The 14,605-nt window shown below is 71.0% G+C and carries 16 protein-coding genes; 11 read left to right on the forward strand and 5 right to left on the reverse strand.

From position 1 onward, the window contains the following. The first annotated feature begins 29 nt into the window (after positions 1–29). From KOI47_RS22440 to KOI47_RS22460, 5 genes are all read left to right on the forward strand, one after another. Entirely contained in the window at positions 30–557 is a 528-nt protein-coding gene (locus KOI47_RS22440) for a DUF402 domain-containing protein (RefSeq protein WP_216206875.1), read from the forward strand. Positions 558–661: 104 nt separating this feature from the next. Then, positions 662–1,567 (forward strand): ABC transporter ATP-binding protein, encoded by a 906-nt coding sequence (locus KOI47_RS22445; RefSeq protein WP_216206878.1) that lies wholly within the window; start codon positions 662–664, stop codon positions 1,565–1,567. Between the two features lie 16 nt (positions 1,568–1,583). After that, a complete protein-coding gene (locus tag KOI47_RS22450) occupies positions 1,584–2,333 on the forward strand; it encodes an ABC transporter permease (RefSeq protein ID WP_232376174.1) in 750 nt (249 codons plus the stop codon). A gap of 64 nt (positions 2,334–2,397) precedes the next feature. After that, positions 2,398–3,681, forward strand: coding sequence for a sensor histidine kinase (locus KOI47_RS22455; protein WP_232376175.1), 1,284 nt, complete (start codon positions 2,398–2,400; stop codon positions 3,679–3,681). After that, on the forward strand, positions 3,681–4,316 hold the full coding sequence (locus KOI47_RS22460; protein ID WP_216206884.1) for a response regulator: 636 nt from the start codon (positions 3,681–3,683) through the stop codon (positions 4,314–4,316). The genes KOI47_RS22455 and KOI47_RS22460 overlap by 1 nt, the downstream gene beginning before the upstream one ends. On the opposite strand, the gene coaE is transcribed toward KOI47_RS22460, so the two are convergent. Beyond that, positions 4,305–5,498, reverse strand: coding sequence for a dephospho-CoA kinase (gene coaE / locus KOI47_RS22465; protein WP_216206886.1), 1,194 nt, complete (start codon positions 5,496–5,498; stop codon positions 4,305–4,307). The genes KOI47_RS22460 and coaE overlap by 12 nt on opposite strands. 178 nt (positions 5,499–5,676) lie before the next feature. On the opposite strand from coaE, the gene KOI47_RS22470 reads away from it, so the two are divergent. Continuing rightward, positions 5,677–5,889 carry a hypothetical protein gene (locus KOI47_RS22470; RefSeq protein ID WP_216206888.1) on the forward strand — a complete coding sequence of 71 codons (213 nt, stop codon included), beginning with the start codon at positions 5,677–5,679 and terminating at the stop codon, positions 5,887–5,889. Positions 5,890–6,046: 157 nt separating this feature from the next. Here the strand turns inward: KOI47_RS22470 and rpsA are convergent, their stop codons facing one another. After that, positions 6,047–7,558, reverse strand: a complete 1,512-nt coding sequence (gene rpsA, locus KOI47_RS22475) for a 30S ribosomal protein S1 (protein WP_216206891.1) — start codon at positions 7,556–7,558, stop codon at positions 6,047–6,049. A gap of 292 nt (positions 7,559–7,850) precedes the next feature. Between rpsA and KOI47_RS22480 the strand changes: the two genes are divergently transcribed. The 5 genes from KOI47_RS22480 to KOI47_RS22500 all read left to right on the forward strand — a co-directional run bounded on the left by KOI47_RS22480 (position 7,851) and on the right by KOI47_RS22500 (position 12,953). Continuing rightward, entirely contained in the window at positions 7,851–8,723 is an 873-nt protein-coding gene (locus KOI47_RS22480; protein WP_216206895.1) for a class I SAM-dependent methyltransferase, read from the forward strand. A 10-nt stretch (positions 8,724–8,733) separates the two neighbouring features. Continuing rightward, entirely contained in the window at positions 8,734–9,651 is a 918-nt protein-coding gene (locus tag KOI47_RS22485) for a GNAT family N-acetyltransferase (protein ID WP_216206898.1), read from the forward strand. A gap of 115 nt (positions 9,652–9,766) precedes the next feature. Then, positions 9,767–10,465, forward strand: coding sequence for an ATP-binding cassette domain-containing protein (locus KOI47_RS22490; RefSeq protein ID WP_216206901.1), 699 nt, complete (start codon positions 9,767–9,769; stop codon positions 10,463–10,465). Next, positions 10,462–12,357 carry a YhgE/Pip family protein gene (locus tag KOI47_RS22495; RefSeq protein ID WP_216206904.1) on the forward strand — a complete coding sequence of 632 codons (1,896 nt, stop codon included), beginning with the start codon at positions 10,462–10,464 and terminating at the stop codon, positions 12,355–12,357. The genes KOI47_RS22490 and KOI47_RS22495 overlap by 4 nt, the downstream gene beginning before the upstream one ends. After that, positions 12,354–12,953: a TetR/AcrR family transcriptional regulator gene (locus tag KOI47_RS22500; RefSeq protein WP_216206907.1), complete on the forward strand. Its 600-nt coding sequence runs from the start codon at positions 12,354–12,356 to the stop codon at positions 12,951–12,953. Before KOI47_RS22495 ends, KOI47_RS22500 begins: the two co-directional genes overlap by 4 nt. 16 nt (positions 12,954–12,969) lie before the next feature. Here KOI47_RS22500 and KOI47_RS22505 read toward each other — a convergent pair whose 3' ends face one another. From KOI47_RS22505 to KOI47_RS22515, 3 genes are all read right to left on the reverse strand, one after another. Further along, positions 12,970–13,581, reverse strand: coding sequence for a Rossmann-fold NAD(P)-binding domain-containing protein (locus tag KOI47_RS22505; protein ID WP_232376176.1), 612 nt, complete (start codon positions 13,579–13,581; stop codon positions 12,970–12,972). Positions 13,582–13,684: 103 nt separating this feature from the next. Beyond that, the gene (locus tag KOI47_RS22510; RefSeq protein WP_216206912.1) at positions 13,685–14,128 is read right to left on the reverse strand and encodes a VOC family protein; all 444 of its coding nucleotides are present in this window, start codon (positions 14,126–14,128) and stop codon (positions 13,685–13,687) included. Positions 14,129–14,163: 35 nt separating this feature from the next. Continuing rightward, positions 14,164–14,604, reverse strand: a complete 441-nt coding sequence (locus KOI47_RS22515; protein ID WP_216206914.1) for a helix-turn-helix transcriptional regulator — start codon at positions 14,602–14,604, stop codon at positions 14,164–14,166. Position 14,605 lies beyond the last annotated feature (1 nt).

The following is a 14,605-nucleotide window of genomic DNA, read 5'->3' on the forward strand; positions in this document are numbered from 1 at the left end:
AGATCGGCAACGCTGGGCATGATGTCGGCATGAGTGGCTTAGGGAGCACGCCGCACCCGCCGAAGGTGGAGACCTTCGACGTGCCGGCTTCGGTCAACGTCGACCCCAAGGGAATCACCAGGGCCGTGGAGCGGTACCGGGTCGAGAAGTTCGGTCTCTACCTCGCCCGCCCCGCTCCCGGCCGCGCGCAGTTCCACTATCTGGAGTCCTGGCTGCTGCCGGTACTCGGCCTGCGGGTGACCGACTTCTGGTTCAACCCGGGGCACGAACGGGACCAGGACTTCTACCTGGACGTGGTGGACATCGAGCGCGACGGCGACCGCTGGCGCGCCACCGACCTGTACCTGGACATCGTGCTGCGGGACAAACGCGGCCTCGAGGTGCTGGACACCGACGAACTGCTCGCCGCTGCCACCGCGGGCCTGCTGCCGGCGGCGGGCGCCCGCGCCGCGCTGGAGACGGCCTACGGCACGGTGGAGGGGCTCGCCCGGCACGGCTACGAACTGGCAGCCTGGCTGGCCACCATGGACATCGAGCTGGACTGGCTGCGCCGCTGACCCCACGGGTCAACCGATCGGTTGACCCCGGCCGCCCGAAGGCTGACCGGGCCGTGCCCGCCGGGGCGATCCGGCGCCGGCCCGGTCCCGGCGATCCTTGGCCCATGTCGATCGTCGAAGTACAGGGGTTGCACAAGCGCTACCGGGACAAGGTGGCGGTGCGGGACGTGTCCTTCACCGTGGAACGCGGGGAGATCTTCGGGATCCTCGGGCCGAACGGCGCGGGTAAGACCACCACGGTGGAATGTGTCGAGGGGTTACGGGAGCCGGATGGCGGCTCGGTCTCGGTGCTCGGGCTGGACCCGCGGGCCGACACCGCCGCCCTGCGCGAGGTGCTGGGCGTGCAGTTGCAGGACAGCAAGCTGCCGGATCGGATCACCGTCGCCGAGGCGCTGCACCTCTACGCATCCTTCTACGCCGAGCCGACCGACCCGCGGGAGCTGCTGGACGTCCTCGGCCTCACCGAGAAACGCCACACCCACTACCGCAAACTGTCCGGCGGGCAGCAGCAACGGCTGTCCATCGCGCTCGCCCTGATCGGCAACCCGCAGGTGGCCGTGCTGGACGAGCTGACAACCGGGCTGGACCCCGGCGCTCGCAGGGACACCTGGGAACTGATCGAGCGGGTACACCGGCGCGGGGTGACCATCCTGCTGGTCACCCACTTCATGGCGGAGGCGGAACGGCTGTGTGACCGGATCGCCGTCATCGACGCCGGCAGCGTGGTCGCCGTGGACACCCCCGCCGGCCTGATCTCCGCGGTGAACGACGAACAGCGCATCCGGTTCCGGCCATCGGGCCCGGTCACCGACGCGATGTTCACCGAACTGCCCGAGGTACGCACCGTACAGCGCTCCGGGGACCAGGTCGTGATCACCGGAACCGGCAACGTGCTGCACGCGGTGACCGCCGTACTGGCCCGCAACCAGATCATCGCCGGCGAGCTGCGCGTCGACCAGGCCAATCTGGACGACGCCTTCGTCGCGCTCACCGGCCGGAAACTCGACTGACCAAGGGGACATCACGATGGCCGCGTTACGCACCATGACCGCCACCGAGGCGAAGCTCTACCTGCGCGACCCCGGCACGCCGATCATCGTGCTGGGCCTGCCGATCGGGCTGCTGCTGGTGCTCAGCCTGATTCCGGGGGTCACCGAGCCCAGCGCGGAGTTCGGCGGGAAGGTCCCGCTCGGCACCTTCATCGCACCGCTGTCCATCGCCATCCTGATCGCGATGATCGCGCTGAACATCTTTCCTTCCTATCTCGGCAACTACCGGGACCGGGGCATCCTGCGCCGCCTCGCGGCCAGCCCGGTACCGCCGCGGGACCTGCTGTACGCGCAGCTGATCGTGAACCTGGTGGCCGCCGCGGTGGTGGTGCTGCTGATCGTCGTGATCGGCCGGCTGGCACTGGGCATGGAGCTACCTGCGAACCTGCCGGGGTTCACGCTCTCCGCGCTGCTCGGCGCGGCCGCGCTGTTCTCGGTCGGGCTGCTGATCTCCGCGTTCGCGCCGACGCAGAGCGTCGGCAACGGGATCGGCTCCGTGCTGTTCTTCCCGATGCTGGCGCTGGGCGGTGTCTGGGTGCGCAAGGAGGACCTGCCCGCCTTCCTGCAGGTCGTGGCGGACGTGCTGCCGCTGGGTGCCACGCTGAACGCGCTGCGGGAGACGGCGGCGGGCGGGAACCCGATGCCGCTCCAGCTGCTGGCGCTGTCCGGGTGCACGGTCGTCTGCGGGGTGCTGGCGGCACGGTACTTCCGCTGGGGCACCCGGTGACCGCGCACGGTAGCGGGCCGGGCTGATGACGGCGGGCCCGGAATACCGGGCGGATAATGGCCGGGTGCGCACCGTACCCTGCCAGCGGCCGTCGGCCTTCTGGCCCACACTGCTGGTGGACGACAAGGTCCAGCCATGGCACCCGTGGGTGCTCGGCATCGAGCGCGCGTTCCCCTTCCTGCTGCTGGCCGTCGCGACCCTGCTGGCACTGCCCGCCTCCGCCGGCGACCGCTCCCATCAGCTGGGCACGCTGGGACTGGTGCTGGCCGCCGCGGTGTGGGTGCTGCTCACCGACACGCTCCGGCCGGGCCCGCTGCGGACGAGCCAGTGGGCCGAGCTCGCCGCCTTCGCCGGTTTCACGGCCCTCGCCACCGTGTTGATGCTGCGCGAGAACCTGTTCCTGGTGTTCATGGTGGCCGGCTTCTTCTATGCCATCCGGCTGCGCCCGATGCCGGTGATGTTCGGCGGGCTGGCGGCGTGCTCGCTGCTGATCCACACCATCCCGGCAGGCGGGGTGGTGCGGGCGCTGACCGAGAACCCGTTCCTGTGGCTGACCATCATCGCCGTGCAGACCCTCGCCATCGGCGGCGGCTCACTGATGTCGGAGACACTCACCAGGCAGAGCGAGGCGCGCCGCAAGGCCCTCGCCGACCTCGAGGCCGCACAGGAGGAGAACGCCGGACTGCACCGGCAGTTGCTCAGCCAGGCACGGGAGGCCGGGGTCATGGACGAGCGGCAGCGGCTGAGCCGGGAGATCCACGACACCCTCGCCCAGGGCTTCACCGGGATCATCACCCAGTTGCAGGCAGCCGAGCAGGCCAGGGCCGACCCGGCGGTATGGCAACGGCATCTGGCTACGGCCTCCGCGCTGGCCAGGGAGAACCTCGCCGAGGCCCGCCGCTCGGTGCACGCGCTCGGGCCGGAGCCGCTGGCCGAGGCCCGCCTGCCGGAGGCACTGACCGGGGTGGTGCGCCGGTGGTCGGACATGCACGGGGTGCCGATCGAGTTCACCACTACCGGGAACACCCGGCCGATGCACCCGGAGATCGAGGCGACGTTGTTGCGGATCACCCAGGAGGCACTGACCAATGTGGCCAAACACGCCAAGGCTGGCAGGGTTGGCCTCACACTGTCCTATATGGAGGATCAGGTGGCGCTGGACGTACGGGACGACGGCCGCGGCTTCGACCCGGAGGCGGTGCGGCCGAACGGGCACAGCGGCTTCGGGCTGAGCGGTATGCGGCACCGGCTGCGGCGGCTCGCAGGCACCCTCGAGGTGGAGTCCGAGCAGGGCGTGGGCACCGCGATCTCGGCGAGCGTCCCGGCTGTCCCCGCGGAGAGTGCCTGATGCCCATCACCATGGTGATCGCCGATGATCATCCCATCGTGCGGGACGGGCTGCGCGGCATGTTCACCACCGAGGCCGGATTCGAGGTGCTCGGCGAGGCGGCCGACGGCGCCGAGGCGGTCCGGCTGGCCAAGCGGCTGCGGCCCGACGTGGTGCTGATGGACCTGCGGATGCCGGGCACCGACGGGGTCACGGCGATCACCGAGCTGGCCGGGCTCGGCAATCCGGCCAGGGTACTGGTACTCACCACCTACGACACCGACGCCGACGTGCTGCCCGCCATCGAGGCAGGGGCCACCGGCTACCTGCTGAAGGACTCGCCGAGGACGGAGCTGTTCCGGGCGGTGCGGGCCGCGGCGCGCGGTGAGGCGGTGCTCTCCCCCGCCGTGGCCAGCAAGGTCATGAGCAGGCTGCGGTCCCCGGCGAAGGAGCCACTGAGCCGGCGCGAACTCGAGGTGCTGGACCTGGTCGCGGCAGGCAGCACGAACAAGGAGACGGCACGGAAGCTGTTCATCAGCGAGGCCACCGTCAAGACACACCTGCTGCACGCCTACGCCAAGCTCGGGGTGAACGACCGGGCGGCCGCGGTGGCGGCGGCCTACGAGCGCGGGCTGCTGCGCCAGTCAGGACGGTGACCAGCCGGTGCGGGTGGCCCAGTCCTCGGCCCGCTGGAAAGCCGCGTTGACCCAGCCCTGCTTGTCCTCGGCGTAACCGAAGACGGTGCCGTCCGCGGCATGCGCCTCGGCAAGGCGCCGCTTGTGCCCGGCATAGGCGTCCCGTTCCGCGGGTTCGGCGCGCAGCCAGTCGCGAAACAGCAGGGCCAGCCGCCAGGCAGGGCCATCGGCCGGGCGCACATGCAGGTTCACCGGCCGCCCGGGGTCGGCGCCGGTGTGCAGCCGCTTGGCCCAGCGCGCCGGACCGTCCCCATCCTGCGGATCGTCGGACCAGTCCCCCGGCTCGCGCAGGAAGCCCGCGCCGCCAAGCGATTCGGCGATCGCGTCGGCATCGGCCAGCGTGGGAACGGTCAGCTGGAGGTCCAGCACGTCCTTGGCAGGCAGGCCGGGCACCGCGGTGGATCCGATGTGGTCGGCCCGTACCGCGCGCTCTCCCGCCGCCAGCCGCACCCTGGCCAGTGCCCGCGCGGCCTGGTCGGGCCAGGACTCGTCGTAGGCCGTGATCACCGGGGACCGCTGCGCCCGCGGCCGGTGCAGGCGGAGGTTCGCCTCGAACGGGACCAGCCGGTCGGCCCACAGGGCGTCCACCGCGGACAGCACGATGTCCGGGGCGCCGCCGTTGTCCAGCCACACGTCGGCTGCCGCCCGGCGCTGGCGCTCATCGGCCTGCGCGGCGATGCGGGCGCGGGCGTCCTGCTCGGTCATGCCACGGGACTCGGCCAGCCGCCGCACCCGCACGTCCTCCGCGGCATCCACCACGACCACCAGGTGATAATGCGCGGCCAGCCCGTTCTCCACCAGCAGCGGGATGTCGTGCACGAGCACCGCGTCCGCGGGCGCGCGCTGCATCAGCTCCGCGGTGCGGGCGCCGACCAGGGGATGCACGATGCCGTTCAGCCTGCGCCGGGACTCCTCGTCGGCGAACGCCCTGGCCGCCAGCGCCTGCCGGTCCAGGCTGCCGTCCGCGGCCAGCACCCCGGTGCCGAAGGCGGCGACCACCTCGGCCAGGCCCTCGGTGCCCGGTTCCACCACCTGCCTGGCCAGCGCGTCCGCGTCGATCAGCACCGCGCCGTGCTCGGCAAGCCGATTGGCCACCGTGGACTTTCCGGCGCCGATCCCGCCCGTCAACCCGACTCGCAGCATGGCGGCCATTCAACCAGTCCGCCCCTGCCCGGCGCCCGGCGCTCCGGGATTGCCGACGCAGAGCCACTGACCGTGTCGTTATCCAACTGAGGTGAGTGACACGCCGCAAGGTTCACACGTTTTCACTCCTGGTTTGCGTACCGTGCCGTGCGACGGTGATCGCCCATACGGAGGAACGATGCCCGCCAGCAAGCATGTCGGACGGCACCGGCTCGGGACCCCGGGCCTGGTGCACTGCGTCATGCACCGCCCGGTTGCCGAGGCACTCGCGGAGTACCGGCGCAACTGGTTGACCGCGCTGCTGATCCCGGCCAAGCACAGCCTCGCCGGGCTGCGGCGCAGGGCCCGCGCTGCCGCGTACGAGCGCGCCTGGGCGCCAGCTACGACCTGAGAACAGGCACTGAGCGCGCCCGCACCACGGGAATTCGGCGACGAATTCCCGCTTTGTCCTGCCCTGAATCCCTTTCGGCAGATCGGAGTCGCACGCAGGGGGATGCCCCGGTCCGTTGCCGGACCGGGGCATCCCCTTGTCGCTATCCGGGTGTCGCTCAGGCGCCGCCGGAGAGCTTCTCCCGCAGCGCGGCGAGCTGCTCGTCGCTGGCCAGCGTGCCACCGGAGGCGGCCTGGTTCGACTCGCCCTGGGCGGAGGAGTAGCCGCCACCCTGCTCGGCAGCATCCTCGGTGTCGCCTGCGACGCTCTGCGCCGCCGCCTCGGCGTCGGCCTCGGCTGCCTTGGCGATCTGCCGCATGTGCTGCTCGTAGCGGGCGTGGGCCTCGGCGTACTGCCGCTCCCACTCCTCACGCTGCTTGTCGTAGCCCTCCTGCCACTCCTGGGTGTCCGGGTCGAAGCCCTCGGGGTAGATGTAGTTCCCCTGTTCGTCGTACTCGGCGATCATGCCGTACTGCGTCGGGTCGAACTCGGTGTCCAGGGTGACGCCCTCGTTGGCCTGCTTCAGCGAAAGCGAGATCCGCCTGCGGTCCAGGTCGATGTCGATGACCTTGACCATGACATCGCCGTTGACCTGCACGACCTGCTCCGGGATCTCCACGTGGCGCTCGGCCAGCTCGGAGATGTGCACCAGGCCCTCGATGCCCTCCTCGACGCGGACGAACGCGCCGAACGGGACGAGCTTGGTGACCTTGCCCGGCACGATCTGGCCGATCGCGTGGGTGCGGGCGAACTGGCGCCACGGGTCTTCCTGGGTGGCCTTAAGGGACAGGGACACGCGCTCGCGGTCCATGTCGACTTCCAGCACCTCGACGGTGACTTCCTGGCCGACCTCGACGACCTCGCTCGGGTGGTCGATGTGCTTCCAGGACAGTTCCGAGACGTGCACCAGGCCGTCCACGCCGCCGAGGTCCACGAACGCACCGAAGTTGACGATCGAGGAGACGACGCCCTTGCGGACCTGGCCCTTGGCAAGCGCGTTGAGGAACTCGCTGCGCACCTCGGACTGAGTCTGCTCAAGGTAGGCGCGGCGGGAGAGCACCACATTGTTGCGGTTCTTGTCCAGCTCGATGATCTTCGCCTCGAGCTCGCGGCCCACGTAGGGCTGCAGGTCCCGCACGCGGCGCATCTCGACCAGCGAGGCCGGAAGGAAGCCGCGCAGCCCGATGTCCAGGATCAGGCCGCCCTTGACGACCTCGATGACGGTGCCCTTGACCGGCTCGTCCTTCTCCTTGAGCTCCTCGATGGTGCCCCAGGCGCGCTCGTACTGCGCCCGCTTCTTGGAGAGGATCAGCCGACCTTCCTTGTCCTCCTTCTGCAGGACAAGAGCCTCGACTTCGTCACCGACAGTGACAACCTCGGCAGGATCGACATCGTGCTTGATGGACAGTTCGCGCGAGGGGATGACGCCCTCGGTCTTGTACCCGATGTCCAGCAGAACTTCGTCGCGGTCGACCTTGACGATCGTGCCTTCGACGATATCGCCATCGTTGAAGTACTTGATGGTCTTGTCGATGGCGGCGAGGAAGTCCTCCTCCGTCCCGACGTCGTTGATCGCGACTTGCTGAGCCTGCGCGGGGGCAGTCGGGGCGGTGGTGGTGTCGGTGGTCATTAGGTCGGTTGCTCCGATTATGGCTTGGTCTTGGGGTGTGCAGTTTGCGTGCGCCGTGGGAGACAGGCGACTACCATGCATACCGCCACATCGTCTGCATCGTCCGACGAGGAACGGCCGCGAGCATCACCAAGCGGTGCGCGACCCCGAGTCCCAGAGCGAACGCCTGAACACTGCTGGGTGAAAGGCAGCGCGAACCCACTGCGCTAACAAGTATCCTACGCGGCCGCCCGACGGCGACACAAACAGGGTCTCCCCCGACGGAGCGGCACCAGTTGGGAGGATCGCCACCGTGCCCCAGCCACCATCGACCAGCCAGGTCGGCCCGGCCGTCGACCGCCACGAACGCGCGGAGGAACGGCTGGGCACCACCGGCGTCGCCTACCGCGAGGTGGGCGCGGCCGAGGCGACCGCGGCCAACCTGGCGTGGTGGGACGCGGACGCCGACGAGTACCAGGCCACCCACCGCGAGTTCCTCGGCGCGGCCGACTTCGTGTGGTGCCCGGAAGGGCTACGCGAGGCCGAAGCCCGGTTGCTCGGCGAGGTGCGCGGCAGGTCGGTACTGGAGGTCGGCTGCGGTTCCGCGCCGTGCACCCGCTGGCTGGCCGAGCAGGGCGCACGCGCGGTCGGCATCGACCTCTCCGCGGGGATGCTGCGGCACGCGCTGGCCGATCACCGCCGGACCGGCGCGGACGCACCGTTGATCCAGGCGAGCGCCGAGCGGTTGCCGCTGGCCACCGGGAGCTTCGACGCCGTCTGCTCGGCCTTCGGCGCGGTGCCGTTCGTGGCCGAACTGGACGCGGTCTTCGCCGAGGTGGCCAGGGTGCTGCGACCGGGAGGGCGCTGGGTGTTCGCGGTGACGCATCCGATGCGCTGGATCTTCCCCGACGATCCCGGCCCGGCCGGGCTGACCGCGACCCAGCCGTACTTCGACCGCACCCCGTACGTCGAGGTGAACGCCGAGGGCACGGCGACCTACGTGGAGTACCACCGCACCATGGGCGACTACGTGCGCGCGCTGGCCCGCGCGGGCTTCCGGCTGGCCGACCTGATCGAACCGGAGTGGCCCGAAGGGCACACCAGGGTCTGGGGCCAGTGGAGTCCGTTGCGCGGCAAGCTGTTCCCCGGTACCGCGATCTTCTCGGCCGTCGCGGCAGGCGGGTAGCGCACCGCCGGTGCGGGAACTGGTGCTCGCCCAGTCGGCGCGGTTCGCCGCGCTGGACCCGCTGCTGCCCGAGCCTGCCGAACCGCCGGAAGGCGAGTGGCTCACCGCCACCCTGCCCGATGGCCACAGGGTGGCCGGTGTCCTCTACCGCGCCCGGCACGCACCCGGCTCCCCCGCCAGCCTGTGGGCGGCCACGGCGAGCTGGGAGCTGACCCCGCTGCTCGGGGACACCGGCGGTGCGGGCATGGCGGCGCTGCTCGGGGCGCTGCGCCGCAGGCTGGACCGGGAACGGGTGGGCCAGGACTCGGCCTGCGCCGTCACCTGGCCCAGCCGCGATGCCGAGGTGACCAGTGTGCTGCTGAACCATGGCCTGGTCCCGCTGAACGCGCTCGGGGTGCGGTCGCGGCCGCCGCCTGCCCTGGCCGGTGCAGGCCACCCGGAGGTGGTGATCCGGCCAGCCCGCGCCGCGGACGAGGAGGAGGTCGCCGCGCTGCGGATGGCGGAACTGCAGTACTCCGCGCTGGTCGGGCCGAACACGGTACGGGCGGACGCCGCGCAGGTACTCGCCGCCGAGGTACGCGCGCAGCTGCGGCGGGGCGACCCGGCCTGGCTCGCCGAGTCGGCCGGGCTGGCCGTGGGGCTGGTCGGCTGCGGCTGGGGCAGCCCGGACGGCGAGCAACGGATCCGGCTGCGGCCGGGGCGCTGGGGCCAGTTGCGCACCCTGTCGGTGCTGCCAGCGGCCCGGGGCGCGGGTATCGGCAGGGCGCTGACCGCGGTGGCGCACGACGCGCTGCGGGCGGGCGGGGCCGGGGGTACATTCCTGTTCTACAGTCCGGCGAATCCGCTCTCCTCGGTGTTCTGGCACCGGCAGGGTTACCGGCCACTGTGGACGTTCTGGGAGGTTCGTCCGGCTTCGGCGCTGCGCTGAGCACCCGGGTTCGTAACCTCCGTCACCCGGACGTGGGCTACCGCGCGTTTCCCATTGCGGGCGCCCCGTCGTCGGTCTAGTTTTGAACTGACTGGTCAGTTCAAAAGGAGGCCGTATGCAGCTTCGCGCCGACCGGGTGTCCCTCGACGGCCCGCACGGCACGTTGTTGCCGTCCACCTCGCTCGCCGTGGCCGACGGTGAGCTGGCGCTGGTGCACGGCGAACCCGGAACCGGGGTGACCGCGCTCGGCCTCGCCCTGGCAGGCAGGCTGCGCCCGACCACGGGGACGGTGACCGTGGACGAGGTCGCCGACGCTGCCAAGCTGCGTTCCCTGGTCGCGGTGGTGGACGCCCCCGGGGTCAGCGAACCGGACGAGGCACTGTCGCTGAGCGTGGTCGTCGGCGAGGAGCTGGCACTGGCCGGGCAACCGGCGGCCGCCGCCGATGTGCGCCGGTGGCTGACCGCGCACGACCTCGCCCCCTATGCCGGGACCCGGTTCGAGCGGATCGAGCCCGCGCTGCGGATCCGGTTGCTCACCGAGCTGGCGGCCACCCGCGCGGGGGTGGCCGCGCTGGTGCTGGACCGGCCGGACCGGCACACCAGCGAGGTGGAGGACTGGGCGATGGTCGCGCACGAGCACGCCGAGCGCGGCCTCGCGGTGCTCGTGCTGACCGCCACCGCCGCGGTCACCGCGTTACCCGCACCGCCGGCCCGCATCGGGCAGCACGACCAGCCCGCGCCCCAGCGGTGCCGCACCGAGACCGCTGAGACTGCCGAGGCCGGCGCGGCGGGCGATGAAGGAGAGACCCCATGAGCAGCATCCGGATCGCGCTCAACGAGCTGCGCAGGCTCAGCAGCGGGACCCTGCCGAAGCTGGCACTGCTGGCGCTGGTCCTGGTCCCGTTGCTGTACGCCTCGCTGTACCTGTACGCCAACCAGGATCCCTACGGCAGGCTGGACAAGCTGCCGGCCGCGGTGGTCACCAACGACACCGGGGCCACCGACCCGGACGGCAACCACCGGGTGGTCGGCCGCGAGGTCACCGACGAGCTGGTGAGTTCCAGCAGCTTCCAGTGGCACGAGGTGTCCGCGGAGGAGGCACGGCAGGGGGTGCGAGACGACGACTACGCCTTCGCGATCACCATCCCGGAGAACTTCTCCACCGCGCTGCTGTCCACAGGGGACTTCCAGCCACAGCAGGCCACGATCACGCTGACCACCAACGACGCCAACAACTACCTGGCAGGCACGATCGCCGACCAGGTGGCCGAGCAGGTCAGGGCGACGATCGCGGAGAAGGTCGGCAGCGAGGCGGCGGAACGGTTCCTGGTCGGCTTCTCCACCATCTACTCCAAGATCAGCGAGGCCACCGAGGGCGCGGGCAAGCTGGCCGAGGGCGCGCAGGAGCTGAAGTCCGGCCAGCAGGAGCTGGCGAACGGCAGCAAGGAACTGGCGACCAAGACCACCGAGCTGGCGAGCGGGCTGAACACGCTGCGGCAGAGCACCGCGGACCTGCCGCGGCAGTCCAGGGAGCTGGCCGACGGGGCCAGCCAGGTTGCGCAGGGCAACGCCAGGATCGCCGAGGTGGGCTCGCTGCTCGCCTCCGGTTCCGCGGACCTGCAGGGCAACCTCGACCAGGCCCGCGCCGATATCCAGCGACAGCTACGGGAGGCCGGGCTGCCGGAGGAGGACATCCAGCGCGCGCTGACCGTGCTCGACCAGCTCCGGCAGCCGGTCGACCAGGCCGATGCCAAGATCCAGGACGCCTCGGGCAAGCTGAACACCCTGGCCGACGGCGCGAACCAGGTCGCCCAAGGGGCCGCGACGCTGGCGGGTTCCGCGCCCGCGCTGACCGAGGGCATCGGCACGGCCGCCGACGGGGCCCAGCAGCTCGCCGAGGGCGCCGGGCGGCTGCGCGAGGGGCAGCAGGAGGCGCTGAGTGGCACCACCGAGCTGGCCAAGGGAGCCACCGACCTGCGCGAAGGGCTCGGCGCGGGGCTCGAGCAGATCCCCAACCCGGACGACCCGACCCGCACCGCAACGGCGAACACGATCGCCGATCCGGTCGCGATCAACTCGGTTGGCATGTCCTCGGCGGGGACCTACGGGGCGGGGCTGGCGCCGTTCTTCATCGGGCTGGCCACCTGGATCGGCGCGTTCGTGCTGTACCTGCTGCTGCGCCCGCTGGCCACCAGGGCACTCACCGCGGGAGCCTCCCCGCTGCGGGTCGCCATCGGCGGGTGGCTGCCATCGGCCGTGCTGGGCGTGGCGCAGGTCGTGGTGCTGTTCGGCGCGGTGACCTGGCTGGTCGGAATCCATGTCGAGCATCCGGCCGCCGCGGTAGGGTTCGTCGTGCTCACCTCGCTGACGTTCACCGCGATCGTGCACGCGCTGAACGCGCTGTTCGGCGCGGTCGGCAAGTTCCTCGGCCTGGTGCTGCTGGTGCTGCAGCTGGTCAGCGCGGGCGGGACGTTCCCGTGGCAGACCATCCCCGACCCGCTGTACCCGCTGCATGTGGTGCTGCCGATGGGGTACGTGATCGACGGGCTGCGGCACCTGCTCTACAGCGGGGCCTCGCCGCAGGTGCTCGGTGATATCGGGGTGCTGGTGGCCTATCTCGTCGGCGGGCTGGCCATCTCGACGCTGGCAGCCTGCAAACGCCGGGTCTGGACGGCGAGCCAGCTCAAACCGGAGCTGAGCCTGTGAGTGTCCGGTCCGACCTGACGAAGCGGAAGCTGTTCGAGGCCACGCTGCGGCTGGCCGACAGCAAGGGGCTGATCGGGCTCACCGTGGACGAGATCGCCGCCGAGGCCGGGGTCGCCAAGGGCACGGTCTACTACAACTTCGGCAGCAAGGACGGGCTGGTCGACGCGCTGCTGCGGTACGGCGTCGACCAGCTCGCCGGGCGGCTGCGCACCGGCGCCCGGGCCGAGGATCCGGTGGTGGCCCTGGAGTCGCTTGTGGACAGTTCGCTGGAGTTCATCCGGGAACACCGGGGCTTCTCGCAGATCCTGGTCAGCGAGATGTGGCGTACCCCTGGCCAGTGGCAGGAGACGCTGACCCTGCTGCGGGAGGAGATCATCTCGATCGTCCGCGAGCTGCTGCACCGGATCGACGAGGCAGGCAGGCTGCCCGAGGGGGTACGGATCCCGACGGCGGCTGCCGGGCTGTTCGGCACCCTGCTCGTGGTTGCGCTGGACTGGCAGGTGTTCCAGCCGGAGCGCTCCCGCTCCGAGGTCCGCGACTCGATCATGCTGCTGGCCCGCGGCCTCGCGCGCGAGGTCGGCACCCACCCCAGCTGACCCCGGTTGACTGGGGCTACAGGTGGGGGCGGCGCTGGCCGACCTGGTGCAGCGAGGAGGGGCGGCCGTCCAGCGCGCGGCGCAGCGCGGTGAGCACCCCATCGACGATCTCGGCCTGCGCCAGCGCGCGGCCACTGTCGCGTTCGGACACCGTGCCGAGCAGCACCTGCTGGGTCGGGTGGCCGGGCAGGACCGGCTCGGCGGGGTCCCCGGCGGGCCCCGCGGCCTGACCGCCGGCCACCTCGACCACCGGGGCCGAGGGCGCCAGCAGGCGCTCGACCGCCCCGATGACCGACCGGCGGTAGGACTCGTGCACCCAGGCCACCAGCAGATCGGCGGGCCCGGTGAGGGCCCGCTCGGCGGAGCGGGCCAGTTCGCGTGGCCGCTCCCACTGGGCCTCAACCCAGATCGCGTGGCCAGGGGCGTCCCTTCCGGCGGTCGGGAGGTGCCCCTTCGGGCGTAGCGCGTGGCGGGCGGCGGCCCCGGGCCCGCCCTCGGTGCCCCGGAAGGCGATCGGGTTGTAACGACGGCTCGGCAACACGACCTGCCACCCCTCGACGATCAAGGTCTGCACGACCTTGTCGAGCATGCCGGTGCCGGCGAGGATCAGCGCATTCTTGCCGGACATGTCCGCAACGCTACCGTCGGCCTCCCGTGTGACCAGGGGGTTCAACCTGCATTTTCGGTCAGCTTTACCCGAAAAGAGCAGCAGTCGGTGCGGGGGGTTACGGCTACTCGTCGAGGCACCACGGCTTGCTCTCGTCGAACGGCTTGCGCTCGGTGAGACTGAACCAGTTGCCCGAGTCGTCCCGGAACACGGCCTCGATCCCGTAGGGCCGTTCGGCCGGCTCCTGCAGGAAGGTCACCCCGCGCGCGGACAGCACCCGGAAGGTCTCCCTGCAGTCGTCGGTCCCCCAGACGCCCATGCCGAGCACGCCTTTGGCGATGAACTCGCGCAGCTGCTTCTCGGTCTCCGCGTCGTGCTGCGGCGGGCCCGGCTCCATCAGGACGAACTCCAGGTCCGGCTGGTCGGCCGGTCCGACGGTGAGCCAGCGGAACCGGCCGTCCATCTTCATGTCGGTACGCACCTGGAAGCCGAGCTTCTCGGTGTAGAACTCCCTGGCGGAGTCGTAGTCCAGCACGTAGATGCCCGCGTGCGACAGTTTCCTGATCATGGTTGCTCCCTTGTCCGTGCTCACGGGGAGTAACACTATTCGGAGGCGGGACCGGGCTCCTTATCCGAGAGTACGGAATCAGGCGCCGGGCGGGTCCACATCATCAGGTAGCAACCGGGGATGGGCGCGGGCCCGGACCGTCGCACGGCCGCCCGGTACCGCGTCGGGGACATGCCCACCAGCTCGGAGAACCGGCGGCTGAAGGTACCGAGGCTGGCGAAGCCGACCAGCATGCAGATCTCGGTGACCGTCAGGTTCGCGGCACGCAGCAGATCCTTGGCCCGCTCGATCCGCCTACGGGTCAGGTAGGCCATCGGCGACTCGCCGTAGGCCGCCGCGAAGGAGTGGATGAAGTGCGACCGGGAACATCCCGCCACCGCCGCCACCTGGCTGACCTCCAGCGGCTGGTCGTAGCGCGTGTCCATCCAGTCCTTGGCCCTGCGCAGGTGGGCCACCGTCGGCAGCGGGCGGGCCATA

It is taken from the genome of Amycolatopsis aidingensis (assembly GCF_018885265.1).
GTDB classification, from domain to species: domain Bacteria; phylum Actinomycetota; class Actinomycetes; order Mycobacteriales; family Pseudonocardiaceae; genus Amycolatopsis; species Amycolatopsis aidingensis.